The sequence below is a fragment of the Kitasatospora sp. NPDC023385 genome (assembly GCF_055664045.1).
The window spans coordinates 62069-85480 of the sequence record NZ_JBVOOL010000013.1 but is presented as its reverse complement, the minus strand read 5'-3'; the positions used below and the strand labels follow the sequence as shown (position 1 = coordinate 85480).

The window sequence follows — 23412 nt, the reverse complement described above, 5'->3', positions numbered from 1 at the left end:
GCCTTCCGTTCGGTTCCTGCTCCCTCGGACAAGAACCACGCTACGGGCCATAGCGGCCACTTCCTGTCCTGAATCCCGGCGAGAATCGGAGGCATGGCGAACACCAGCTCCCGGACGCTGCGACTGCTGTCCCTCCTCCAGACCCACCGGTACTGGCCCGGCGAGCAACTGGCCGTCCGGCTCGGCGTCTCCGTCCGCACCCTGCGCCGGGACGTCGACCGGCTGCGTGAACTCGGCTACCCCGTCGAGGCGCAGCGCGGCGTCGACGGCGGCTACCAACTGGCGGCGGGCGCGGCGCTGCCACCCCTGGTCATCGACGACGAGGAGGCGGTGGCCCTGGCGCTGGGCCTGCAGGCCGCGGCGGACAGCCCGGTCGAAGGCGTCGCCGAGGCCTCGGCACGGGTCCTGGCGAAGGTCGCCCAGGTGATGCCGGCCCGGCTGCGCCGCCGGGTGGAGGCACTGCGCGCGATGACCGTCCCGGTCGACTGGGGCACCCCGGCGGGCGCGGGCGTCGACCCGGACGCCCTCACCGTGGTCGCGCTCGCCTGCCGGGACGGGGAACGGATCCGCTTCGCGTACACCGCCGCCGACGGGAGGGGGACGGAACGGCAGGTCGACCCGCACCGGCTGGTCTGCCTGAACCGCCGCTGGTACCTGGTCGCGTACGACCTCGACCGGGCCGACTGGCGCAGCTTCCGCCTCGACCGGCTGACCGCGCCGCACGGCAGCGGTGCGCGCTTCGCCCCGCGCACCCTGCCGGCCGCCGACGCCGCCGAGTTCGTCCGCGCGGGCCTCAACGGCATGCCCCGTCCGCACCGGGTCGAGGCCCTGGTCGACGCGCCGGCCGACTACGTCCGGGCACGGGTCGGCCGCTGGGGCACCGTCGAGCCCGTCGCCACCGGGCGCTGCAGGCTCCTCATGACCGCCGACTCCCTCGACTGGCCCGCCATGGCCCTGGGCTCCCTGGGCGCCGACTTCCAGGTCGTCGGCCCGCCCGAACTACGTGCGCTGCTGGCGGACTGGAGCGCCCGCTTCGGGCGGGCGGCGGGGTCGGGGGAAGGGCGTAGGAGGGGGAAGGGGGGCGTAGAACCGGGGAAGGGGGCGTAGAACGTCGGCCCGCCGACTCTCGGCGGGCGGTGGGAGGGCGCGCCCGCCGGGACTTCGCCGAGACCGGGGGCAGCTACACCCTCTGTCGTCAGTGATCGGCCGGCGGTGAGGGGGCGGGCGCGGCGCAGTGCGCGGCCACGGTGTCGGCGAAGGCACGGGCGAGCGGGCAGAGGTTGTCCCAGTCGCGGATCGCCCAGCCGGCGGTGAGGGCGGGCAGGTCGGGCAGGGGCAGGAGCCGCAGGTCCGGGTGGCCGGGGCCCTGCCACTGCGGGAGGGCCGGGACGACGGCGTGGCCGAGGCCGAGTTCGGCGAGCAGGATCGCGGTGTCCCAGTCCGCGACGCTGGTGTCGAAGACCGGGCGGATGCCCGACCTGCCCAGCCAGGCGTCGAGTTGGGAGCGGGCGACCGAGTTCTGCGGCAGCCCGATGAGCCGGGCGTCCTGCAGGTCGGCGGGTTTGACGGGCGCGGTGCGGGCCCGGGTGGCGAGCGGGTCGCCCGCGGCGACGGCCAGCACCCACGGCAGGTCGACGACCGGCCGCTGGTCGATGCCGCGGACCGGCGTGCCGAGGGTGATCCAGGCGAGGTCGACCCGGCCGGCGGTGAGCGCCTCCAGACAGCTGCGGCTGGAGACCTCGGTCTGGAACTCCAGGCTGACCTGCGGGAAGCGCCGCCGGAAAGCCACCACCGCCCCGGACATGAAGTGCCGGATGCTGGTGGCGCCGGTGGTGATCCGGACGGACCCGCCCTCGCCGTGCGCCAGTTCGGCGATCCGGTGCAGCGCGTGGTCGATGCCGCCGAGACCGGCGGCGACGGCGGCCTGGAGCAGGCGGCCCGCCTTCGTGGGGACCACCCCGCGCGGGTGTCGCTCGATCAGGGAGGCGCCGAGCTCCCGTTCGAGCCGCTTCACGTGCTGGCTGACCGCGGACTGGGTGCAGTGGAGGTCGCGGGCGACGGCACTCAGCGAGCCGGCCCGGCAGACCGCGGCGAAGACGCGGAGGTCGTCGATGGTCACGAGCACCCAAGGTATCGCTTGGAGATGCCCCAGCAAATAGGCGGATTGACTTGGGTGTTCGCCTGGATCGATCATCGACCCAGGGCCCAGGGCGGCAACCCGCCCGCTGTCCTCGCGGCGTTCCGGACGCACGAGCGGGGGCGCGGGCGGGTGTCGACCCGCACCGATTCGATCGATTCACCAGACGCGTCACGTGCAACAGGAGGGGGAGCGGACATGCGGTACGCCGACGGTCCGAGTACACAGTGCGAGGTGTTCGTCCGGGCGCCGGCGGAGCGAGTGTGGGAGCTGGTCACCGACATCTCCCTGCCCGCCCGGTTCAGCCCGGAGCTCCAGCGCGTCGCCTGGCTGGACGGCGCGGACCGCCCCGCGCCGGGCGCCCGCTTCGAGGGCCACAACCGTCGAGCGACAATGCCCGACTGGCGGACGGTCTCCGAGGTGACCGAGCTGACCGGGGTGACCGAGGTGACCGAGCTGACCGAGGTGACCGAGCGGGCTGATTCGGCTGATTCGGTCGGGGGCGCCGACCTGACCGGATCCGCAGGGCCGACCGGTCCCCGCGCCTTCGCCTGGGCCGTCATGGACGTGGACGGCCGCTACGGCGAGCCGGTCTCCGACCTGGCCGGCTCGCTGGCCCGGTGGCGCTTCGACCTCACCCCCGAGGACGGCGGCACCCGGCTGCGCCAGTCGGTGGTGATCGGCCCCGGCCGCAGCGGCGTCACCCTCGCCATCGACGCCAAGCCGGCGTACGAGGAAAAGATCGTCGAATTCCGCCTGGGCGAGCTGCGCACCGGCATGACGGCCACCCTCGAAGGCATCAAGTCCCTGGCGGAACAAGGACTCTAGGTCCACGCTGGACAGCCGACGGCCACGGTCCTTTTGGGTAGGACCGTGGCCGTCGGCTTCTAACGCAGGGCGGCGGCGATGAGGCCTTCGAGGGCGTCGCGCGGTACGTCGCCGCCGTTCACCAGCCGGTCGAAGACCAGTCCGTCGAGGCAGGTCAGCAGGATGTGGGCGCGATTCTCGACGTCCGTCACGCCGTGCGCGGCGAGGAACAGCCGGATGGCCTCGCGGCCGGCGTTCTCGCGAGGGACGAGGATCTCGCGCAGCTCGGGGTCGCGCACGCTCTCGACGGTGCAGGCGTAGCGGGCGAGCGAGCGGCGGCGGCCCTCGCCGGTGAGCCGCTGTCGGGTGAGCAGGGCCATGCCGGCCACCAGTTCCTCGGTGGTGCGCAGGGGCGGTAGCGCTTCGGCCATCGTCTGCAGTTCCGCCTGGTCGAGTCGGACGAGGTGGGTGACGAGTCCGGTGAGGAGCGCGGCCCGGGTGCGGAAGTAGGCGGAGGTGGTGCCGGGTGGAAGGGCGGCTCTACGGTCGACCGCCCGGTGGGTCAGACCGCGGATCCCTTCGTCGGCGAGTACGTCGAGAGCCGCGTCCGCGAGGAGGGTGCGCCGATCGGAAGCCATACCCCTTTCTACACCTGTAGAGCTTCGGATACCCTCATTCTTCTACAGGTGTAGAAAGGTGGGTTCGGTATGGGTGGCACGGCAGTGGTGGTCGGAGGGGGCATCGGCGGACTGGCCGCCGCTGTCGGTCTGCGCCGCATCGGGTGGGAGGTGACGGTCGTCGAACGCGCGCCCTCGCTCGAGGACGCGGGGGCGGGCATCTCACTGGCCGCCAACGGCCTGCGGGCCCTGGACGAACTCGGCGTCGGCTCGGCAGTACGGGACGCGGCGCGAGGCCAGTACAGCGGCGGCACCCGCACACCGCGGGGCGGTTGGCTGACCCGCCTGGACGGCGCGGTGCTGGAGGAGGCGGTGGGTGCGCCGATCATGGGCATCCCCCGCTCCACCCTCCACCGGCTGCTGCGCGAATCCCTGCCCGCCGAAGCCCTGTTGATCGGCTCGGAGGCCGCGGTCGAGCAGATCGACCCAGGGACGGTGCGAGTGAGCTGCGGCGGCAGGGCCCTGAATGCCGACGTGGTGGTGGCGGCCGACGGCATCGGCAGCAAAGTGCGCCGACTCCTCTTCCCCGCCCACCCCGGCCCGGTCCACAGCGGCTCGACTGTGCTGCGCGCGATTACCGAGCAGCCGGTCGACCTGCGCACCGACTTCGAGCTGACCTGGGGCGACGGGGCCGAGTTCGGGCACATCGCGCTGCAGGACGGGCGGGCCGAGTGGCACGCGGTCCTCAGCCTCCCCGCCGGGACACGGTTCGCCGACCCGCTGGCCGAGCTGCGGCGGCGATTCCACACCTGGCACGACCCGATCCCCGCGCTACTCGACGCGAGCCGGCCCGCCGCCGTGTTGCACCACGACGTCAACGAACTCCGTACGCCACTGCCCTCGTTCACGGTCGGCCGAGTCGCGCTGCTCGGCGACGCGGCTCACGCGATGACCCCCAACCTCGGACAGGGAGCCTGCCAGGCGCTGGAGGACGCCGTCACCCTGGCCGCCGCGCTCGCCGCCGGGCCCACCGTCGATGCGGCGCTCACCCGCTATGACGCCGAGCGCCGGCCACGCAGCCAGAGGGTCGCGCGGGCCGCGCGGCAGGCCGGGCGGATGGGCCAGCAGCTCTCCCACCCGCTGGCCGTCGCCCTGCGCAACACGGCGATGCGGCTGACCCCCTCCCGCGCCGCGGCACGCATGATCCTTCGTCACCACGCCTGGGTTCCGCCCCAGCTGAACTGACCCGGCTCGTGTCGCACCGACGCGCCATTGCCGATCGTTGCTGATCGTTTCAGAACCGCTGCCGCTGCCGCTGCCGATGCGGTTGCGGTTGCGGCGCCGGGCCGGCGGCGCTCACCAGGAGAGCGGGTAGCGGACCGGATGCCCGCCGATCCGGCCGGGCAGCAAGCCGATTGCCACCAGGAGACCGGTGGCCAACGCGAGCAGGGGAAGGAAGGGGGCGGGGTGCGGCGCCTGCAGGACCACGATGACGGAGGTGGCCACCGCCGGGGAGTGCGAGAGGTGGGTGAGCATCATCGCGCCGAGCGAGAGCCCGGCGGCGATGGCCGCGCCCCAGGCGGTGCTGCCGGTGACGGCGAGGGTGGCGAAGCCGATCACCGCCGACATCAGCTGACCACCGACCAGATTGCGCGGCTGCGAGATCGGCAGGCTGGGTGCGCCGTGCACCAGGGCTGCGCTGGCCGCGAGCGGCGGGATCAGCAGCGGTTGGTGGAGCAGCACGCCGACCGCGACCAGAAGGAGCAGGGTGCCGATGGCGAAGACGGTGGCCCGCAGGACGTGCAGCGGGTGTGGTCTGGGCGCGGCGGTGGCGGACGGGGGCGTGGGCATGCGCGGGTGCTCCGGATGGGGGACGGGGATCCGGAGATGATAAACAGATTGTTCAGAGAAAGGTGGGACGTTTCGCCTGCTGGACACCCTCGTCCGGGGGCCCGATCAGCGCGGATCGACCAGCGTGGCCGGGAGGTAGCCGGAGGTTATGCCCAGCTCCCACCCGTGGGCCCGGACGGCGAGCGTGGCGAGGGCGATCGTGACGACCGGGAGCAGGGTGCGGGGCTCGGCCGTCGCGGGCATGCTGTCACGGTGCCGGTCGAGGCGGGCGACGAGCGCCTCCTCGAAGGCCGCCTGGTCGTCGTCCAACAGGACCCGCAGCAGCAGTTGGTCCGGGCTCAACCCCGCCCCCCACGCCTCGGCTGCGGCGTCCAGGGCCCGGGCGGCGGCCGCGCGCTCGTCGGCGTCCGGCTTGCGCAGCGGTTCGGGGCCAGGAGCGACCCACGGCGACCTGTCCGTCTTCACGAGGTGGAGGTAGCCGCAGAGCGCGTCCATCTCGGCGAGGCTCACCGGGTCGGACACGGACGTCCGGTCCGACCACGGCAGTCGGTCGCGGACCGAGGGCGCGTAGTCGTTCACCAGGAGCGGGCCGAACATCCGGTGGCGGTCCCACAGCAGGCCGCTGATCACGCACATGGCGAAGGCCTCCACCCAGGTGCCGGCCTTCGGCGCGAAGTCCACGGTGGCGCCGAAGCGGATCCGTCCGCTGTCCAACGTCTCGCCGATGTACGGGAAGGGCACCTCGAAGTCGCCCCGGGGGAAGCAGCCGAGCTGCAGCACGCCGTGGACGCACTCGGCCGCCGCCGCCATGGCCGCGCGGGCCTCCGCGCCGGTGAGCGCCGGATCCTCCAGGCTGAGGGCGCCGACGTAGTCGAGCAGTTCGTCGCCCATCGCACGGACGGACGCGATGGTCAGCTCGTCCTCGATCGCGTACCAGTGTGCGAAGGCCCGGCCGCGAACGTCCGCCATCGCGGCACTGATCCGCTCGTGGACCACTGCGTGGCACATCACTTCCACCACTTGCTGCTGCCTCCCCGTCGGTGACGCGGTCATTCATGCCGCGATCTTGTGCTGACGAGAGGCACGCTAGCAGTGGCCACCGACAACGCTCAGAGGACCCGGTCCTCGCTGGTCCGGTGCAGGTGGACGAGGACGTCGTAGGCCGCGCCGATCGCCAGGGGCGGCAGTGGGTCGTTCCGGAACACCGTCCCGGCGTCGTAGGTCGGGTGGGCGGTGTCCAGCCAGGCGCGGGCGGCCGACGGGGCGGAGCGCAGGTCGACGTAGTAGTCGCGGTGGCGGACCTGGTCGAGGGTGTACTCGTTCATGCCGGGGGTGGCCGGCGGCACCGTGACCTTCTTCCAGTCGGCCGCAAGAGGGGCGTCCTTGGTGAGGAAGGAGCCCTGGTCGAAGGTGAAACCGATGGCGCGGTAGTCGGTGCCGAGGGCGTCCCGCAGGTAGGACCCCTGGGTCTTCGGATACAGCTTCGGGTCGGTGGAACGGTAGCCGACATGGCCGTTGTGCGCCGAGAGCAGCACCTTGCCGCCGGTGCGGCGTTGCCACCAGAGGGTGTTGTCCGTCATCGCCCGGTCGCGGAGGTTCTGCTTCTCCGCCATGTCCGCCGGATCATTGAGGTTCATGGCGGTGAAGGCGAAGGTCTGGGCGATGTTCCGGGCGTTCTGCAGTGCCCACGCGTAGGCCTCGCCGCCGTCGCCCCGGGCGGCGGTCACCAACTCCAGCGTCTGCTGCGCCACGTCGGCGTCGCGCCGCCGGTCGGCGAGCGGCTTCGTGGTCAGGTAGCTGATGGCGTCGTCGAACGGGCGCAGCCCGGCGTACAGCTGCTCCAGGCGCGGCAGCGACTGCGGGGCGGCCTCCCGTACGTAGGAGGTCACCCGGTCGAAGAGCGGGTCGCCGAGCCCGGGGAGGCCCATGTCGTCGCCGACGAAGTGGGCCGGGTGCTGCGGGTGTTCGCGGTTGTAGGCGCGCATCCAGTCGATGAGGTCGGCGAACTCCTGGCGCTCCCAAGGGGATCCTGCCATCGTCTCCCTGACGAGCTGCCTGGCGTCGCCCCCGGTGCGGCCCTGGACGTAGTCGTCGATCCGCAGCCCGGACGACCAACTGGTCTCCAGCGTGAAGGCCGTGAATCCCTTCTCCGCGACGAGGTAGCGCAGGACGCGCTGCTTCATGGTGAAGAACTCGTGGGTGCCGTGCGTGGCTTCGCCGAGTCCCACCACCTTGGCGTCGCCGATCATCGCGCCCAGCGCGTCGAGGTCGGTGGTCCGGCCGCCCGGGTCGGTGGACCGCAGCGGGTGGGCGATGGAATCCAGTTCGCGCACGATGCACGGTATTTGGCTGGTCGTCGCGTCGCTGTGCTGATCCGCGACCGCTGCCGGGGCGAGCAGGATGGTGGTCGCGACGGCCGCCGTGGCGGCCAGAAGGGAGCGGCGGCCGATGCGGGTGGTGCGTACGGTCATTCTCGACTGCCCTCGAATCGGAGGTTGTTTCAATTCGTCCGCCGGCGAACGCCGGTAGAGGAATCGTCGATGATCGAGGGGCTTCGGCGCGCTGGGGAAGTCCGCCGCGTTGAGCAGGGGGATAACCCCCGGACGGCCCCGCGCCGCCGTTCGGGGTGCGGGGCGGGGCCGACCGGCGTTCGGGCGCGGCGTGGGGCGTACGTCGGTAGCTGGTCGTTCGGCGTGGGCCGTGCGGTCGTCAGAGGGAGTCGGCCCGGTGGGTGGGCCGATCGTCCAGGACCGTGAGCAGGACGGGCAGGTCCGCCAGTTCGGTGGCCGGGGTGGTGAGCGGGTCGGCGGCCAGGATGGTGAGGTCCGCTCGGTGGCCGACCGCGATCCGGCCCGCCGACTGCTCCTCGCCGGCCGCGTGGGCGGCGTTGACGGTCATCGCCACAAGTGCCTCCAGGGCGGTGAGCGCCTGGTCGGGGTTGTGCGGGGGGCGGCCGAGGTCGCGGGTGGGGCGGCGGTGGCGGGCGCCCGCCATGACGCCCAGCGGGGGGTAGGGGGCGATCGGCCAGTCCGAGCCGAGGACGACGGTGGCACCCGCGTCCCACAGGTCCCGGCAGCGCCAGGCGCGACCGGCCCGCTCCTCGCCGAGGCGGCGGGACCAGTTGTCGGTGTGGTCGGCCCGGGTGAAGTCGCAGCAGTGGGTGGGCTGCATGGAGGCGATGACGCCCAGTTCGGCGAAGCGCCGGACGACCTCGTCGGGGACGGTCTCGATGTGCTCGATCCGGTGCCGGACGGCGGTGCTGCCTCCGCCCGGTGCGTTGCTCCCCGGTGCGTTGCCCCCCGACCCGTTCGCGCCCGACGCCTTCTCGATCGAGTCGAGCGCGTGCCGGACGGCGGCGTCGCCGATCGCGTGGGTGGCGGTCGGCACCCCGGCCCGGTGCAGCTCCTCGATGACGTGGGTGTAGTGCGCCGGGTCCGGCCAGAAGGCGTGGGTGGACTCACCGTGGCAGTCCGGATGCTCCAGCCAGGCGGTGCCGTTGTCGATGGTGCCGTCCATGAACAGCTTGACGCCGTCCACCCGCCAGAGCCGCCCGCCTCGACCCTGGTGCCCGATCAGCGCGCGCAGCCCGTCCGCGTCCACGCCTGGCTGGCACCAGGGGGCGACCCGCAGGCGCAGCGGCAGTTCGCCGGCCTCGTCCAGTTCAGCGTAGAGGTCGAGGCTGTCACCGTTGGCGTCCATCGCGTGGCCGCCGGTGAGGCCGGTGGCGGCCATGGCGCGCAGTGTGGCGGCGAGGCGTTCGCGGCGTTCGGCGCGGGTGGGCTGTGGAGCGGCGCGCTCCACCAGCTCGCAGGCGGCGTCTTCCAGCAGCAGGCCGGTCGGGCGCCCGTCGGCGTCGCAGACCACCTCGGCGGCCTGGTCGAAGGGGTGCGGGCCGTCCACCCCGGCTGCCTCCAGGGCGCGCGGACTGGCGAGCATGGAGTGAGCGTCGAAGAGCTGGAGCAGAGCCGGGACGCCGTCGAGGACGGGACCGAGCGTGGCGGGCGCCACCGGACGGTCGCCGAAGACGTTCGGATCCAGGCCCCAGGCGTGCAGCCAGGCGCCGGGGGAGAGACGGCGGACCTCGGCGGCGAGGGCGGCACGGACGGCGTCCAGGTCGGTGCAGCCGGAGAGGTCCAGGCCGTGGGTGAGCTCGGCGCCGGTGACCGGGTGCAGGTGGCCGTCCACCAGGCCGGGGGTGACCACGGCGCCCTTGAGGTCGATCACCGTGGTCGCGGGATCGGCGAGTTCTCGGATCGCGCGGTCGTCACCGAGCGCGGCGATCCGGCCGTCCACGACCGCGACGGCGGTCTGCGGCAGGAAGCCGCCGGAGGCGGGGTCGAGTAGGCGGGCGGAGAGGAGGACCAGGGAAGTACGCACTTCGGCTCCAACGGTGGTGCGGGGTGGGGGTGTCGGGGGATCCGGTGGGGCGGGGGCCGGTGGGGGCCGGTGGGGTCAGGACGGCTCGGCGGGCTCGCCCTCCAAGCCGTCGGCATCCGTATCCGCCGCACCGTCAGCGTGCTGGTGGACGGCGCCGTCGCGGTCGCGCTGACCCTTTACGCGCTGCTCGTCTCCAACTTCCTCGACACCGTCAGCAACGTCCTCCAGTTGACCGTCGTCCTCCTCGGCCCCAGCACCGCGATCTACGCCACCGACATCCTGCTGCGCCGCAACCGCTACGACGGCCACGCCCTGGGCGACGAAACGCCGGGAAGCCCCTTCTGGTACCGCGCCGGAGTCAACCCCGCCGGCGCCCTCGCCCTCACCGCCGGCGTGGTGGGCGCGGCCCTGTGCGTGGACACCGTCTACACCGGTCCGGTGGCAGCGCTGACCGGACTGGACCTGGCGCTGCCGGTCGGCATGGCCGCGGCGGCGGCCGTCTACGCACTGCTGATGCGCCGCCGCGCGTGAGCTGAGCCGGGGGCTGGCCGTCGCGGTGTGCCGTCGCCATGAGCTGCAGCCGTGCGCGGAGGACCGTCGGGGCGGCGGACGGCCGGGTGTGAGGACGGCCGGGGTGGCCGAAAGGGAAACGGCAAGGAGATCGCACACCCTGCCACTTCCAAGCTATAGCCCACCCGGGGGCTTGCGGCAAGGCCCCGGTCGTCCCGCAGAATCGACGGCCTGAAGCCATGACCTGCGGAAACGGGAGGCGCAAAGTGCGTGCGTTGTTGACGACATGGGGATCGCGGGGAGACGTCGAACCGCTGGCGGGACTGGCGGTGACGCTGCGGGGGCTCGGCGCCGAGGTGCGGGTCTGCGCGCCGCCCGACGAGGAGTTCGCGACCCTGCTGGCGCGGGTCGGCGTGCCGCTGGTGCCGCTCGGACCGACGGTGCGCTCGGTGGTCGCCGGTCCGAAGCCGCCGACCGCGCAGGACGCGTTCCGGCTGGCCCCCGAACTGGTCGCCGCGCGGTTCGACACGCTCACGGCGGCGGCCGAGGGATGCGACGTGCTGCTGGCCACCGGCCTGATGCCGGCCGGTGCGCCGGACGTGGCCGAGCACCTCGGCATCCCCTATGTGCTCGCGTGCTTCCACACCTTGGGACTGCCGTCGAGGCACTTCCGCCCCGGGGCGCGGCCCGGCACGCCGTCCCCGCAGGGCGAGACCGACCACCGGGTGCTGTGGGAGCAGGACGCCCAGCGGGTGAACGCCCTGTACGGCGAGGCGCTCAACCGCCATCGGGCGGCGATCGGGCTGCCGCCGGTGGACAACGTCCGGGACCACGTCCTCACCGATCGGCCGTGGCTGGCGGCGGACCCCACGCTGTGCCCGTCGCAGGGCCTGACGGAACTCGACCCGGTGCAGACCGGGGCGTGGATCCTGCCCGACGAGCGCCCGCTCCCGGACGACCTGGAGGCGTTCCTGGGCGCCGGAGAGCCACCCGTCTACGTGGGCTTCGGCAGCATGGCCGCGCACGCCCCGCAGGGCATCGCCCGGGTGGCGGTCGAAGCGTGCCGCGCGCTCGGGCGCCGGGTCGTCCTCGCTCGGGGCTGGGCCGACCTGGCCCCGATCGACGACCGGGATGACTGCCACGTCGTCGGCGAGGTCAACCAGCAGGCGCTGTTCCGCCGGGTGGCCGCCGTCGTCCACCACGGCGGCGCGGGCACCACGACGACCGCGGCCCGGGCCGGCGCGCCCCAGGCGGTCGTGCCCCGGATCGCGGACCAGCCGTACTGGGCTTCCCGCGTCGCCGAACTGGGCATCGGTGCGGCCCACCTCGACCCGGCGCCGACCGTCGACTCCCTGCACGCCGCGCTCACCACGGCCCTGGCGCCGGAGACCCGCGCACGGGCCGGGGCCGTGGCCGGGACCATCCGCACCGACGGAGCGACGGTGGCCGCGAAGCTGCTGTTCGAGACGGCGGCCGGCCGGCAGGGGCCGCGAGACTCCGCGTGAGCCACGGGGCGCCGGGGCGGGCGAACGGCGATGCGCGCCCGGTGAGTTCCTCCGCCGGATCACCCTCCGCCCGGTCGGCCGGGGGTGCGTGGCAGCCCGCGAGGGGCTGGTCCCGGCACCTGCCCGGTGACCGGGCTCCGGCCGTCGGCGGCGTCGCATAGGGTGCCCACCGGCGCACCGGCCACCGCAGGCCGGTGCCAGGGGAGGGGCGGTATGACCGACGGCACGCGCGAAGGAGCGGGGAAGGACGGCGACGGCATCCAGTGGCTCGCGGAGATCGGTGAGCCGGCCACCGGCGGCCTCGTACCCGGCGGCCCCGACGGGGACGGCGAGGTCGGCGGCGTGGTCTTCGCCCGGGGAATCCGCCCCGAGGAGCTCGCGCGCCGGATGGGCGCCGACCCGGCCGCCGGGACGGAACCGATCAGCGGCACCGAGCTCCGCGACCTGGACATCGAGGTCTACCGCCCCGGCGATGAGGGCGACGGCGTGATCAGGGTCGGCGAGTGCGGTGGCTGGTCGTTCGCGATCGAGTACGGCGACTCCACCGGCGGCGAACTGCTCACCGAGATAGCGCGTGACGGAGTCGAGGTGGTGCACTTCCGCCCGATGCCGGAGCAGCGGCCGGCGCTGCTCGACTACGCCCGCGACGGCGCCGTGCTGTGCGGCTTCGGCCTCGGTGAGGAACGCTGGCGTTGGGGCCAGGAGCCGGACCTGCTGGTGCCTGACCTGGTCGCCGCGAGGGTGCTGAAGCCCGACGGCATCACCCGCTGCGACCCCGACGGCCCAGACGGCGGGGCCGCCCATCGCCGCACCCTCGGCGCCTTCGAGCGGCGCTTCGGGCTGAGCCTGCCTCGGGCCGCCCTCGACGGGCTGCGCCTTCCGGCGTACGCGGTGCGGGGCACCCCGGGGATGGTGCCGTACTGAGGTGCGGCAGCCCGCGACGGTGAAGGCGCCGACCAGAGCGGTGACGGTCAGAGCCGCGATGGTGATGGCCAAGGACGCGGCGGAGACGGCGAAGACGGCGGCGATGACGGACGGAGCCGCGGGGGAGAGCGAGAACGCGAGGGACCGGACAGCCATGGCAGAACTCCTTCCCGGGCCCCGCTGAGGGGGCCTCGATGACCGTCATCCTTGCGCGGTGGCGGTCATTGCACATGTGCCGATCGGGAGGTTCCAGAGGGGGAAATCTCCATAGAGCCCTGCCGATTGGCAGGGGGTAGGACTGGGGCCGGGAAATCGAGTCAACCGGCCCGGAGAAAAAGGGAATTGCGCTGAATCCCGCGCATCGGAATCGCCCCGAATCGGAATCCGATTGACGGCGTCCGCTCTCGTCTGCTGATACTTGCGGGGAGTCTCCGTGAACTGTGGCAACTCGCTTTCTTTTCGGCATATTTGACGGTGTGATGCCGATAGGACTAACGAAGGAATCCGGAATGCACGTGGTGCTGTCCACCATCGACCCCTGCTTGGAGAACGCGCTCGTGGAACGCGGCGAGACGGTGCTCGCCGTCGTCCCGGCCGCCGAGTCGGCGAACCGATCCGGCTCCGCCCGGTACTGGCTGCGCACCGTGGACGACTGGGACGACTACACCCGACTGGCCACGCTCGCCAGGGAACTGGAGCCGCTCGGGGTCGAAGCGGTCTCCACGGGGGACGAGTGCTGCCTGCGTGCCACGGCCGTGCTCCGGGCGTTCCTGGGCCTGCCGGGGCAGCAACTCGCCTCCGCCGTTGCCTCGACCGACAAGGCCCTCATGAAGCGGGCCCTGGCGGCGGCCGGCGTCCCAGTGGCGGCCAACCGGCTCGCGGACACCCCGGAGGACATCGCGGCAGCCGGCGACGAACTCGGTTGGCCCGTCGTAGCCAAACATCGGTACGGCTTCGCCACCCTGCACACCCACCTCGTACGGAACCGCGAACACCTCGCGGCCCTCCGCGCCCGCGGCGCCTTCGGGCCGCTCGCCGGGCTCCCGGCAGGCTTCGCGGCCTCCGCCGTCGCCCGGGGGCTGGCCGGAGCACCCGGCGGGATCCTGGTCGAACGCGCCGTCCCGGTCGCGACCGAGTACCACTGCGAGCTGCTCCGGCACGAGGACCGCGAGCTGTACTGCCTGCCGGGCCGATACCCGGCACCGCTGCTGGCGGACGGCGACGGATACGGCGACAGCGGCGCTGGAGACGGTGCGGCGCCCGCCGTCGGCTCGGTGCTGATCGACGACACCGAGGGAGAGGAGGCTGGGCAGGTGCGGAAGTTGGCGCGGGCTGCCGCCGACGCGCTGGGCCTCGCGACCGGCTTTGCGCACGTGGAAGTCCTGCGGGACACCGCCGGAGCCTGGTACCTCGGCGAGATCGGTCTGCGGCCGGGCGGGAACATGATCCCCCACCTGCTGCGCCTGCAGCACGGCATCGATGTCGCCGCACTCCTGGCCGACCTCGCGCAGGGACTGTGCCCGTCCATTCCCTGGAACACCGGCCGCCCGGTGGCCTGGGCTGCCGTTCCGGCGGTGCCGGGGAGCCGGATCTCCGCCATGGCCGGAACGGCCGAAATCCGCGCCCTGCCGGGCGTGGTGGACGCCATCGTGCTGGTCCGACCCGGCACGGTGGTCGACGGCCCACTGAGCAGCCTGACGGCGGCCGGGCACGTCTTCTGCACCGGCCCCACCCCAGCCCAGGCCGCCGCCCACGCAGCCGACACGGCGGCGGCCTGGGCGCGCACCATCGCGAGCGAGCCCGCTGTCCCGGCGTGAGCCGCGTCGCCCGGCCGGGTATATTCACCGCCTCGCAGGCAAGCGCCGTCGGTCCACAGCGGGGTGTCCGTGGCCAACTCGCGCACGACGTGCCGGATTAGCCCGGCCGTCTTCCGAATCCTCTTGTTGTTCCCGGGCTGCTCCGGCAGGTACGGGAACCGGTGCCTCGGGTGGGCCCGGCCGGTTGAGCGCTCACCCGGTCGGCGGATGGCAGTCGCCGCGGCGCACGCCCCCCGTCCGGAGGTTTCCGGCAGGCACCGGCAGTTCCCGGCCCCTAGGGTCTGTGATGCGCCGACCGTGCCGAGCGCCGGGCGTACGCCGTCCTGCCGCGCGCCGGGTGCCCGGCAGACCCGAGAGGTGGACCCGCCCCATGCACACCGTCGTCCGCGGCGCCGGATCGCTCGGCTTGACCGCGCTGCTGCTCACCGCTGCCACCGGCTGCCAGGGCGGGGGCGTGTCCGCCGCCGAGCCCGCGCCGACCTCTCCGGCCACCGGTTCGTCCGCGTCCGCCGAGTCCTCCGAGTCCTCCGCGGCAGCCACCGGGTTGGCCGCCCAGACGCTGGACTGGCACGCCTGCGCCGCTCCCACCGCCGCCCAGGGCAGCGGCACCGCGCCGGCCGCCGACTGGCAGTGCGCCACCCTCAAGGCCCCGCTCGACCACGGGAAGCCGGACGGCAAGACGATCGACCTCGCACTGATCCGTAGCCGGGCCAAGGACGAGCCGCACCGGATCGGCTCGCTGCTCTTCAACTTCGGCGGCCCCGGCGCCTCTGGCGTGGCCACCCTCCCCGCCCTCGCGCCGACCTACGCCTCCCTCAACACCCGCTACGACCTGGTGAGTTTCGATCCCCGCGGGGTCGGCGCCAGCGCCGGGGTGACGTGCCTGGACGACAAGGCGACCGACGCCAACGTCGCCGTCGACAGCACTCCCGACACCCCGCTCGCGGTGAAGGCACTGGACGACAGCAACGTGGGGTTCGTCGCCGCCTGCGAGCGCAACTCCGGCGCGGTGCTGCCGTACGTCGACACCGAGAGCGCCGCGCGGGACATGGACCTGATGCGGCAGGTGCTGGGCGACCGGAAACTCTCCTACTTCGGCATCAGCTACGGCACCCAGCTCGGCGGCGTGTACGCGCACCTGTTCCCGCAGGAGGTCGGCCGGCTCGTGCTGGACTCGGTGGTCGATCCGACCAAGGACCCGCAGCAGTCCGCCCTCGGCCAGGCCCAGGGCTTCCAACTCGCCCTCGACGACTTCATGAAGGCCTGTGCCACCCAGGCCGGCACCTCCTGCCCGACCGGCGCGGGCGGTGACGAAGGCACCGCGAAGGTCACCGCGCTGGTGCAGAAGCTGCAGCAGTCGCCGCTGCCCACGGCGGACGGGCGGCAGCTCACCGAGAGCCTGGCCGTCACCGGCATCGCGGGCGCCCTGTACAGCCAGGAGACCTGGCCCGCACTGGCCGCCGGACTCACCGAGGCGATGGAGCAGGGCACCGGCACCACCCTGCTCCAGCTCGCCGACGGGTTGAACGGGCGTGACGCACAGGGGCACTACACCAACCTGAACGCCGCGAACCGGGCGATCAGCTGTGTGGACGCGCGGCAGCGCTACTCCGACCAGGACGTCGAGAAGCAGCTGCCGCAGTTCCATGCCGCCTCCCCGGTGTTCGGCGCCTTCACCGCCTGGGGCCTGACCGGCTGCACCGGCTGGCCCGTCCCGGGCAAGGCCGACCATCCGGAGGTCGCCGCCCCCGGCGCGGCCCCGATCCTGGTGGTCGGCACCACCGGCGACCCGGCCACCCCGGTCGAGGGAGCCCATGCGATGGCGCAGCAACTCGGCGCGGGAGTCGGCGTCACCGTCACCCTGAAGGGCGAGGGCCACGGCGGCTACAACACCGGCAACCCCTGCCTGAAGCAGACCGTGGACGCCTACCTGCTGGACGGCACCGTCCCGGCGGACGGGACTACCTGCAGCTGAGGGGCCCGGGCGCCCGGAAGTGGCCCACTGGAACAGGTGCGAATTGGCTCTGTGGAATGGGCCACTCGGCCGCTAGTCTCGTCAACGTGACGAACATTGCGACTGACAACACGACGGCGACCACCAAGGTCGACTTCTACTTCGACCCCATCTGCCCGTTCGCCTGGATCACCTCCCGGTGGATCCTGGAGGTCGACCGCCACCGCGAACTCGACCTCACCTTCCGGGTGATGAGCCTGTCCGTCCTCAACGAGGGCCGCACCGACCTGCCGGAGCGTTACGAGCGCCTGATGACCACCGGCTGGGGCCCGGTCCGGGTCTGCATCGCGGCCGCCGAGAAGCACGGCCAGCACGTGCTGCGCGACCTGTACACCGAGCTGGGCACCCGCCTGCACGACCAGGACCGGGCCGCCGACGACGCCGTCATCCGGGAGGCCCTGGTCGCGGCCGGTCTGCCCGAGGAACTGGCCGACGCGGCGAACAGCACCGAGTACGACATCGCGCTGCGCAAGAGCCACCACGAGGGCATGGACCCGGTCGGCGAGGAGGTCGGCACGCCGACCATCCACGTGGACGGCGTCGCCTTCTTCGGCCCGGTGCTGACCGCGATACCGCGTGGCGAGGATGCCGTACGGGTCTTCGAGGGCGTCCGGCTGCTGTCCGGGTACCCGAAGTTCTTCGAGCTCAAGCGGACCCGGACGGGCTCGCTCGACTTCTCCTGAACCCGCGCCCGGTGGATCCGCCGGGCACCACTGAATACGTCGGGCTCCCGCCGAACACATCCGGGGAGTGGCCGGACGAGCGCGGCGAGGGGCGGGCCCGGCGTCCGGCCCGTGCGCGCGGTGCCGGCGGGAATGACGAACACTGGTGGGGTGCGGGTTTTCGGCGCGGTCGGTCGGACGGACGGAGGCGATCCGACGCCGCTGATGGCCGGGGCGGGCCCGCCCCGGCCCGTTCGGGCGTCCCGTTTCGGGGCTCCCGTTCGGGCGCCGAGCGTCCGACCATGGAGACGGAGGCCCGGCGGCCCCGAACGGTCTTCGAGGGGGCGCCGAGTGGGTCCATCAGTGGTCCCCGAGAGGCGGTGAGCGTGGATGATCGTACGAATCCGGCTCCGCGGCGTCCGCCACCCCGCGACACCTCCGGGCTCCGAACCAGGACCAGGACAGGGGACCGGACACGGGAGCGGACCGGGACCAGGATCAGGCCCCGGCTGGAACGCCGGCCAGGGCCCAGGCCGAGACCCAGGCCAAGGTCCGCGCCCGGGCCAGCGCCCCGGCCCCGGTGGCCCGCCCAAGTCCCCGCCGCCCTCGTGGCGCCGCTGGCTGCTGCCCGTCGCCGTGCTGGTGACGCTGCTCCTGCTCGTGCTCTTCTCCCACCCCGGCACGTCCGGCACCCGCTACGGCTACACCGACCTCCTGAACCGGGTCGACGCCGGCCAGGTGCAGACCGTGGACGTCAGCGACACCGGCGGCGTCAACGGCACGCTCAAGGACGGCACCCACTTCACCAGCCAGATCCCCACCGCCCTGGACACCTCCCGGCTCAGCCAGGCTCTCAACAGCCAGCACGTGACCGTCACCGGCACCCGCACCGGTGGCAGCTCGATCTGGTCCACGCTGCTGCTGTTCCTGCCGCTGCTGCTCTTCGGCGGGCTGTTCCTCTGGTCGGGCCGGATGGCCGCCAGGTCGCTTGGCGGTGGGCTGAGCGCCATCGGCCGCTCCCGGGCGAAGATCATCGAGGCGGAGCGGCCCGCCACCCGGTTCGCCGATGTCGCGGGTTACGAGGGGGTGAAGCAGGAGGTCAGCGAGGTGGTCGACTTCCTGCGCAGCCCCGGGCGGTACGCCGCCGCCGGGGCCAAGGGGCCGCGCGGCGTGATCATGGTGGGGCCGCCGGGCACCGGCAAGACCCTGCTGGCCCGCGCCGTCGCCGGAGAGGCCGAGGTGCCGTTCCTCTCCGTCACCGGCTCGGGGTTCGTGGAGATGTTCGTCGGCGTCGGCGCCTCCCGGGTCCGCGACCTCTTCGACGAGGCCCGCAAACGCGCGCCGTCGATCATCTTCATCGACGAGATCGACGCCGTCGGCGCCCGGCGGGCCGGCGGCACCAGGATCGGCGGCAACGACGAACGCGAGCAGACCCTGAACCAGCTGCTCGCCGAGATGGACGGCTTCGACCAGGGCACCGGCATCGTCGTCATCGCCGCCACCAACCGGCCGGACGCCCTCGACCCGGCCCTCCTGCGCCCCGGCCGCTTCGACCGGCAGGTCACCGTCCCGCTGCCCAACCAGGCCGAGCGGGCGGCCATCCTCACCGTGCACATCCGCGGCAAGACCCTAGCCCCGGACGTCGACCTGAACCGGATCGCGCGCGGCACCCCCGGCTTCTCCGGCGCCGACCTCGCCAACCTCGTCAACGAGGCCGCCATCAACGCCGTCCGCGCCGACCGTGCCATCCTCACCGCCGACGACCTCGACACCGCCCGCGACCGCGTGCTGCTCGGCCGCCGGGACTCCTCCAACGCGTTGCTGCCCGACGAACGGCACGCCGTCGCCGTACACGAGTCCGGGCACGCGCTGATGGCCGCGCTGTGCGAACACGCCGACCCGGTCGCCAAGGTGACCATCATCCCGGCGGGCGTCGCCCTCGGCGCCACCGAGCAACTGCCCGAGGCGGAGCGGCACCTGTACAGCGAGGGCTACCTGACCGATCTGCTCACCGTCCAACTCGGGGGACGGGCAGCGGAACTGGTGGTCTTCGGCGAAGGCTCCACGGGCGCCGCCAACGACCTCGCCAACGCCACCTCCGTCGCCACCCGGATGGTCCGCGAGTTCGGCCTCTCCCCGGAGCTCGGCCCCGTCGGCTACTCCAGCGGCAGCCCGCACTACCTCGGCGACAGCCCCGAGGACCTGCTGCGCCGCCCGTACTCCGAGCAGACCCAACGCGCCGTGGACGAGGCGGTCGCCGGGCTGCTGCGAAAGGCCGAGCGCCGGGCCGTCGGCCTGCTGACCGAACACCGGCACCACCTGGACGAGTTGGCGAGCCTGCTGGTCGCCCAGGAGACGGTGGACGGGAGGGTGGTCCTCGACATCCTGAAGCACCCGCCACCGTCGGAGTACCCGGCGTCGCCGCAGCACCCGGTGTCGCTGATCAAGGAGGACCGGCGCTGAAAGCCGGTCCAGCCGGGGCGAGCGGGTCGAAGACCCGGCCGGGGCGACGTACCGGGGCTCACGGCGCTGGCGGCCGCTCGAAGAAGGTCTCCAGGACGACGGTCGCCTGCGTCCCGTTGACACCCTCGATCGCGTAGAGCCGCCGCAGCACGTCCTGCAGTTGTTCCGTGGTCGCCGTCCGCACCTTGACCAGCACCGAGGCGCTGCCCGCGATGATGTGCGCCTCCTCGATCTCGGGGATCGCGGCGAAGGCCTGCCCCGCGTCCCCCACCCAGGCCGAGGACTCCACCATCACGAAGGAGAGCACCCCGAGCCCGAGGCTCCTCGGATCCACCTCCACGGTGGTGCGGCAAATCACGCCGCGCTCGCGCAGCTTGCGCACCCGCTCGTGCGCCGCCGCCGTGGAGAGCCCCACGGCCTTGCCCAGCGCCGCGTACGCCTGCCCGGCGTCCTGTTGCAGCAGGGAGAGCAGCGCGCGGTCGGTGTCGTCGAGGTGATCAGTGGTGGCCATGGTGGGACCATACCGCGTTCTGGCATACTCCTGGCCGTCGGGATGGCATTCTGTCAATCGAGCCAAGGAGTGAATGATGTCCGGTTCAATTCAGTTCGGTCTGTACGAGGTTCTGGACGAGCGGTTCCGCCGCTGCGCCAACGGCGACACCCGGCTGGAGAAGCTGTACGGCGACTGCCGCTGGGCCGAAGGCCCGCTCTACCTCCCCGCCTGGCGCCAGGTGATCTGGAGCGACATCCCCAACGACCGCCTGCTGCGCTGGGACGAGACCACCGGCACCGTCAGCGTCTTCCGCTCCCCGGCCGGGCACCCCAACGGCAACACCGTCGACCGCGAGGGCCGGCTGATCAGCTGCGAACAGGGCAACCGCCGGGTCACCCGCACCGAACACGACGGCCGGATCACCGTGCTGGCCGACCGCTACCAGGGCAAGCGGCTCAACTCGCCCAACGACGCGGTCGTCCGCTCGGACGGCACGATCTGGTTCTCCGACCCGGACTTCGGCATCACCACCGACTACGAGGGCCACCGCGCCGAATCCGAGATCGGCGCCCGCAACGTCTACCGGATCGACCCGCACAGCGGAGAGGTCCGGCTCGCCGCCGAAGGCTTCGAAGGGCCCAACGGGCTGGTCCTGTCACTCGACGAGCGACAGCTCTACGTCAACGACAGCCGGACCGGACAGATCCGGGCCTTCGACATCCAGGAGGACGGCACCCTCGCGGACGACCGGATCTTCGTCAAGGGCGGCGACGGCCCGTCGGGGCCCATCCGTTTCGACAACATCCGCTTCGACCTCGACGGCCGGCTCTGGGCGGCGGCGTTCGGTGACGGCGTCCACTGCTACGCCCCCGACGGCACCCTCATCGGCCGTATCCTCATCCCCGAACCCGTCTCCAACCTCACCTTCGGCGGCCCGAAGAACAACCGCCTGTTCATCACCGCCACCACCTCGCTGTACTCGCTGGTGACGACGATGACCGGTCCCCACCGCGTCGCCCGGCCCGAGACCCTGCCCGAGCAGTCGGAATGACCCGAGGAGTCGGGATGGCCAGGCAGTCCGAATGACTGAGGAGTCGCAATGACCGAGCCCCCGCCCACCGCGCTCCAGCGGGAGATCGCCCGCGCCCTCGGGGTCGCGCCCGTCGCCGACCCGCTGCGGGAGGCCGAGCGCCGGGTGGCGTTCCTGGTCGAACAGGTCCGGGCCGCGGGCGCCCGCACCCTGGTGCTCGGCATCAGCGGCGGGGTGGACTCCACCACCGCCGGGCGGCTCTGCCGGCTCGCCGTGGACCGGCTGCGCGCCGACGGCCACCCGGCGGCCTTCTGCGCGATGCGGCTGCCGTACGGGGTGCAGGCGGACGAGGACGACGCCCGGCGGGCCGTCGCCTTCATCGAGCCGGACGAACTGCTCACCGTCGACGTCAAGCCCGCGACCGACGCCGCCCTGGCCGCCCTGCTGGCCGCCGGCCTGACCTTCACCGGCCCCGCGCACGAGGACTTCGTGCGCGGCAACGTCAAGGCCCGCCAGCGGATGGTGGTCCAGTACGCGGCGGCGGGCGCCAACGGCGGCCTGGTCGTCGGCACCGACCACGCGGCGGAGGCGGCCGTCGGCTTCTTCACCAAGTACGGCGACGGCGCGGCCGACACGATGCCGCTGTCGGGTCTGACGAAGCGTCAAGTTCGGTCGATTGCCGAGGCCCTGGGCGCACCGGCCGAACTGGTCAAGAAGACCCCGACCGCCGACCTGGAGAACCTCGCCCCCGGCCGCCCCGACGAGGAAGCTCTCGGCGTCACCTACGACGCCCTGGACGACTTCCTGGAAGGCCGCCCGGTCAGCGAGGAGGTCGCCGCCACCGTCCTCGGCCACTACCGCCGCACCGGGCACAAACGCGCCATGCCCACCACCCCGGGCCCGGAATGACACCCCGCCCCTGACCGGCGCCCGACCGCGCCACCGAGGCCGACGGCGCCGTCTGGCCCTGCCTTGGCTCGGCGGTCTGGGCGCTGCGCGGCGGGTTCGAACCCGCCCTCCGTGCCGCGATCGACCTCGGCGGCGACACTGTCGCAGCCGTCACCGGCGGCCTGGCCGGAGCCGTCTACGGGCTGGCGGCCGTTCCGGAGCGCTGGACCGGGCCTTTGCACCTGACGTTGCCCGGGTTCGGCAGACGGGTGTGGCGCGCGCCCGAACTGCTCGACCTGGTCGGACGGTTGACGGCGTAGCCGGACCCGGCACGGGCCTACCGGGGAATGGTCACGGCCGGCGGGTGGATCAGGATCGCGATGACCATGACCATCGGCAGGAGGACGTGGCAGATGAGCGCGCTGAACATCGCGAAGCGCCAGCGGCGGTGTGGGGTTGACCGGCTGCCGGCGACGGCCACGCCGAGCAACATCGTGAACCCGACGACGCCGAGCAGCATCACGGTCTGGACCATCCGGTGGCGGACGGCCCGTCAGTCTCCGTCGGCGTCGGCTTCGGGGGTGGGGGTGCCGCCGGTGCGGAGGCCGAGTTTGACTTCGGCGGTGGTCCAGTCGGTGGCGATCGCCTGCTGGGCTGCGGCGAGGGTGGTCTGGCCCTTGCAGATAGCGGTGTGCAGGTGCGTCTCCACCGAGTCCTTGGGGTTGTTGGGGCCCTTGCCGGGGACGTGGCCGGGGGAGGGCGGCTGGATCCAGAGGTTGCGTGCGTCGTTGGGGTCGCCGCCGAGTTGCAGGCTGATCAGGTGGTCGTACTCGGCGTCGCCCATCGGGCCGGTGTAGCCGTAGGACTTGGCGTTCTCGGCCTTCTCCTTGCCGGTGAGGTTGGCCGGCGGGCGGATGGCCGAGGTGTAGCCGCCCTGCTTGCAGATGGTGTCCTTGAGGTTGTCCTGGTTGACCGCCGGACTGATCGCCCCCGGGGTGCAGTTCGGGTCGGGCAGCGGCTGCTTGTCCGTGGTGTAGCGGTAGTGGCAGCTGCCCGGCGCGGGCTGCGGCTGGACGTCGTACGAGCTCTTCGGGCCGGGGCCGGTGACGATCGCCGCCGGGGCGGGCGGTGCGCCCGCCGCGGCGTCGCCGGCCGCCGGGGCGGAGCTGTGACCGGCTCCCTTGGCGGAGTGGCCACCGCCGGACGAGCAGCCTGCGGCTGCGGCGAGCAGGACGGCCGCGGCTATGGCCAGGGCGCGGCGGGCGGGAGCCGGCACGGGTTCCTCCATCGGGGTGTGCGTGAGCGGCGGTCACCGGG

At 73.0% G+C, this 23412-nt stretch carries 20 protein-coding genes and 3 pseudogenes; 13 read left to right on the top strand and 10 right to left on the bottom strand.

All coding sequences use genetic code 11. From position 1 onward, the window contains the following. Positions 1-93: 93 nt before the first annotated feature. Positions 94-1107 carry a helix-turn-helix transcriptional regulator gene (locus tag AC0B61_RS21230; protein ID WP_471742267.1) on the top strand — a complete coding sequence of 338 codons (1014 nt, stop codon included), beginning with the start codon at positions 94-96 and terminating at the stop codon, positions 1105-1107. An 88-nt stretch (positions 1108-1195) separates the two neighbouring features. Here the strand turns inward: AC0B61_RS21230 and AC0B61_RS21225 are convergent, their stop codons facing one another. Continuing rightward, complete coding sequence (locus AC0B61_RS21225) at positions 1196-2119, bottom strand: LysR family transcriptional regulator (RefSeq protein ID WP_471742266.1); 924 nt, start codon at positions 2117-2119, stop codon at positions 1196-1198. 216 nt (positions 2120-2335) lie between these two features. Between AC0B61_RS21225 and AC0B61_RS21220 the strand changes: the two genes are divergently transcribed. Further along, positions 2336-2965 (top strand): SRPBCC family protein, encoded by a 630-nt coding sequence (locus AC0B61_RS21220; protein WP_471742265.1) that lies wholly within the window; start codon positions 2336-2338, stop codon positions 2963-2965. A gap of 59 nt (positions 2966-3024) precedes the next feature. On the opposite strand, the gene AC0B61_RS21215 is transcribed toward AC0B61_RS21220, so the two are convergent. Next, on the bottom strand, positions 3025-3582 hold the full coding sequence (locus AC0B61_RS21215) for a TetR/AcrR family transcriptional regulator (protein WP_471742264.1): 558 nt from the start codon (positions 3580-3582) through the stop codon (positions 3025-3027). Positions 3583-3651: 69 nt separating this feature from the next. Here AC0B61_RS21215 and AC0B61_RS21210 point away from each other — a divergent pair, with 69 nt between their 5' ends. Then, a complete protein-coding gene (locus tag AC0B61_RS21210; RefSeq protein ID WP_471742263.1) occupies positions 3652-4806 on the top strand; it encodes an FAD-dependent monooxygenase in 1155 nt (384 codons plus the stop codon). A gap of 111 nt (positions 4807-4917) precedes the next feature. On the opposite strand, the gene AC0B61_RS21205 is transcribed toward AC0B61_RS21210, so the two are convergent. The 4 genes from AC0B61_RS21205 to AC0B61_RS21190 form a co-directional block, all read right to left on the bottom strand. Then, the gene (locus AC0B61_RS21205; RefSeq protein ID WP_471742262.1) at positions 4918-5412 is read right to left on the bottom strand and encodes an HPP family protein; all 495 of its coding nucleotides are present in this window, start codon (positions 5410-5412) and stop codon (positions 4918-4920) included. Between the two features lie 105 nt (positions 5413-5517). Next, positions 5518-6420 carry an Imm49 family immunity protein gene (locus AC0B61_RS21200; protein WP_471742261.1) on the bottom strand — a complete coding sequence of 301 codons (903 nt, stop codon included), beginning with the start codon at positions 6418-6420 and terminating at the stop codon, positions 5518-5520. Positions 6421-6521: 101 nt separating this feature from the next. After that, positions 6522-7883: an erythromycin esterase family protein gene (locus tag AC0B61_RS21195; RefSeq protein WP_471742260.1), complete on the bottom strand. Its 1362-nt coding sequence runs from the start codon at positions 7881-7883 to the stop codon at positions 6522-6524. Positions 7884-8121: 238 nt separating this feature from the next. Continuing rightward, entirely contained in the window at positions 8122-9789 is a 1668-nt protein-coding gene (locus AC0B61_RS21190) for an amidohydrolase (protein WP_471742259.1), read from the bottom strand. Positions 9790-9879: 90 nt separating this feature from the next. Here AC0B61_RS21190 and AC0B61_RS21185 point away from each other — a divergent pair. The 4 genes and pseudogenes from AC0B61_RS21185 to AC0B61_RS21170 all read left to right on the top strand — a co-directional run. Further along, positions 9880-10320, top strand: a pseudogene (locus tag AC0B61_RS21185) (cytosine permease); the annotation flags it as partial. A gap of 245 nt (positions 10321-10565) precedes the next feature. Then, positions 10566-11804 carry a glycosyltransferase gene (locus AC0B61_RS21180; protein ID WP_471742258.1) on the top strand — a complete coding sequence of 413 codons (1239 nt, stop codon included), beginning with the start codon at positions 10566-10568 and terminating at the stop codon, positions 11802-11804. A gap of 213 nt (positions 11805-12017) precedes the next feature. Then, entirely contained in the window at positions 12018-12728 is a 711-nt protein-coding gene (locus AC0B61_RS21175) for a DUF6461 domain-containing protein (RefSeq protein ID WP_471742257.1), read from the top strand. 509 nt (positions 12729-13237) lie between these two features. Beyond that, complete coding sequence (locus tag AC0B61_RS21170) at positions 13238-14545, top strand: ATP-grasp domain-containing protein (protein WP_471742256.1); 1308 nt, start codon at positions 13238-13240, stop codon at positions 14543-14545. A 47-nt stretch (positions 14546-14592) separates the two neighbouring features. On the opposite strand, the pseudogene AC0B61_RS21165 reads toward AC0B61_RS21170, so the two are convergent. Beyond that, positions 14593-14724: pseudogene (locus tag AC0B61_RS21165) on the bottom strand (IS982 family transposase); the annotation flags it as partial. A 191-nt stretch (positions 14725-14915) separates the two neighbouring features. Here AC0B61_RS21165 and AC0B61_RS21160 point away from each other — a divergent pair. The 3 genes from AC0B61_RS21160 to ftsH all read left to right on the top strand — a co-directional run bounded on the left by AC0B61_RS21160 (position 14916) and on the right by ftsH (position 19684). After that, entirely contained in the window at positions 14916-16520 is a 1605-nt protein-coding gene (locus AC0B61_RS21160) for an alpha/beta hydrolase (protein WP_471742255.1), read from the top strand. A 95-nt stretch (positions 16521-16615) separates the two neighbouring features. Beyond that, on the top strand, positions 16616-17242 hold the full coding sequence (locus AC0B61_RS21155) for a mycothiol-dependent nitroreductase Rv2466c family protein (RefSeq protein ID WP_471742407.1): 627 nt from the start codon (positions 16616-16618) through the stop codon (positions 17240-17242). A gap of 369 nt (positions 17243-17611) precedes the next feature. Then, complete coding sequence (gene ftsH, locus AC0B61_RS21150) at positions 17612-19684, top strand: ATP-dependent zinc metalloprotease FtsH (protein WP_471742254.1); 2073 nt, start codon at positions 17612-17614, stop codon at positions 19682-19684. Between the two features lie 58 nt (positions 19685-19742). Here the strand turns inward: ftsH and AC0B61_RS21145 are convergent, their stop codons facing one another. Continuing rightward, a complete protein-coding gene (locus AC0B61_RS21145) occupies positions 19743-20195 on the bottom strand; it encodes an Lrp/AsnC family transcriptional regulator (protein WP_471742253.1) in 453 nt (150 codons plus the stop codon). A gap of 76 nt (positions 20196-20271) precedes the next feature. Between AC0B61_RS21145 and AC0B61_RS21140 the strand changes: the two genes are divergently transcribed. The 3 genes and pseudogenes from AC0B61_RS21140 to AC0B61_RS21130 all read left to right on the top strand — a co-directional run. Beyond that, positions 20272-21228, top strand: coding sequence for an SMP-30/gluconolactonase/LRE family protein (locus tag AC0B61_RS21140; RefSeq protein ID WP_471742252.1), 957 nt, complete (start codon positions 20272-20274; stop codon positions 21226-21228). A gap of 48 nt (positions 21229-21276) precedes the next feature. Then, positions 21277-22116 (top strand): ammonia-dependent NAD(+) synthetase, encoded by an 840-nt coding sequence (nadE, locus tag AC0B61_RS21135; RefSeq protein WP_471742251.1) that lies wholly within the window; start codon positions 21277-21279, stop codon positions 22114-22116. A gap of 20 nt (positions 22117-22136) precedes the next feature. Next, positions 22137-22415, top strand: a pseudogene (locus AC0B61_RS21130) (ADP-ribosylglycohydrolase family protein); the annotation flags it as partial. A gap of 17 nt (positions 22416-22432) precedes the next feature. Here the strand turns inward: AC0B61_RS21130 and AC0B61_RS21125 are convergent. After that, positions 22433-22618: a hypothetical protein gene (locus tag AC0B61_RS21125; RefSeq protein ID WP_471742250.1), complete on the bottom strand. Its 186-nt coding sequence runs from the start codon at positions 22616-22618 to the stop codon at positions 22433-22435. A 30-nt stretch (positions 22619-22648) separates the two neighbouring features. Next, positions 22649-23371 carry a hypothetical protein gene (locus tag AC0B61_RS21120; protein ID WP_471742249.1) on the bottom strand — a complete coding sequence of 241 codons (723 nt, stop codon included), beginning with the start codon at positions 23369-23371 and terminating at the stop codon, positions 22649-22651. Positions 23372-23412: the final 41 nt, after the last annotated feature.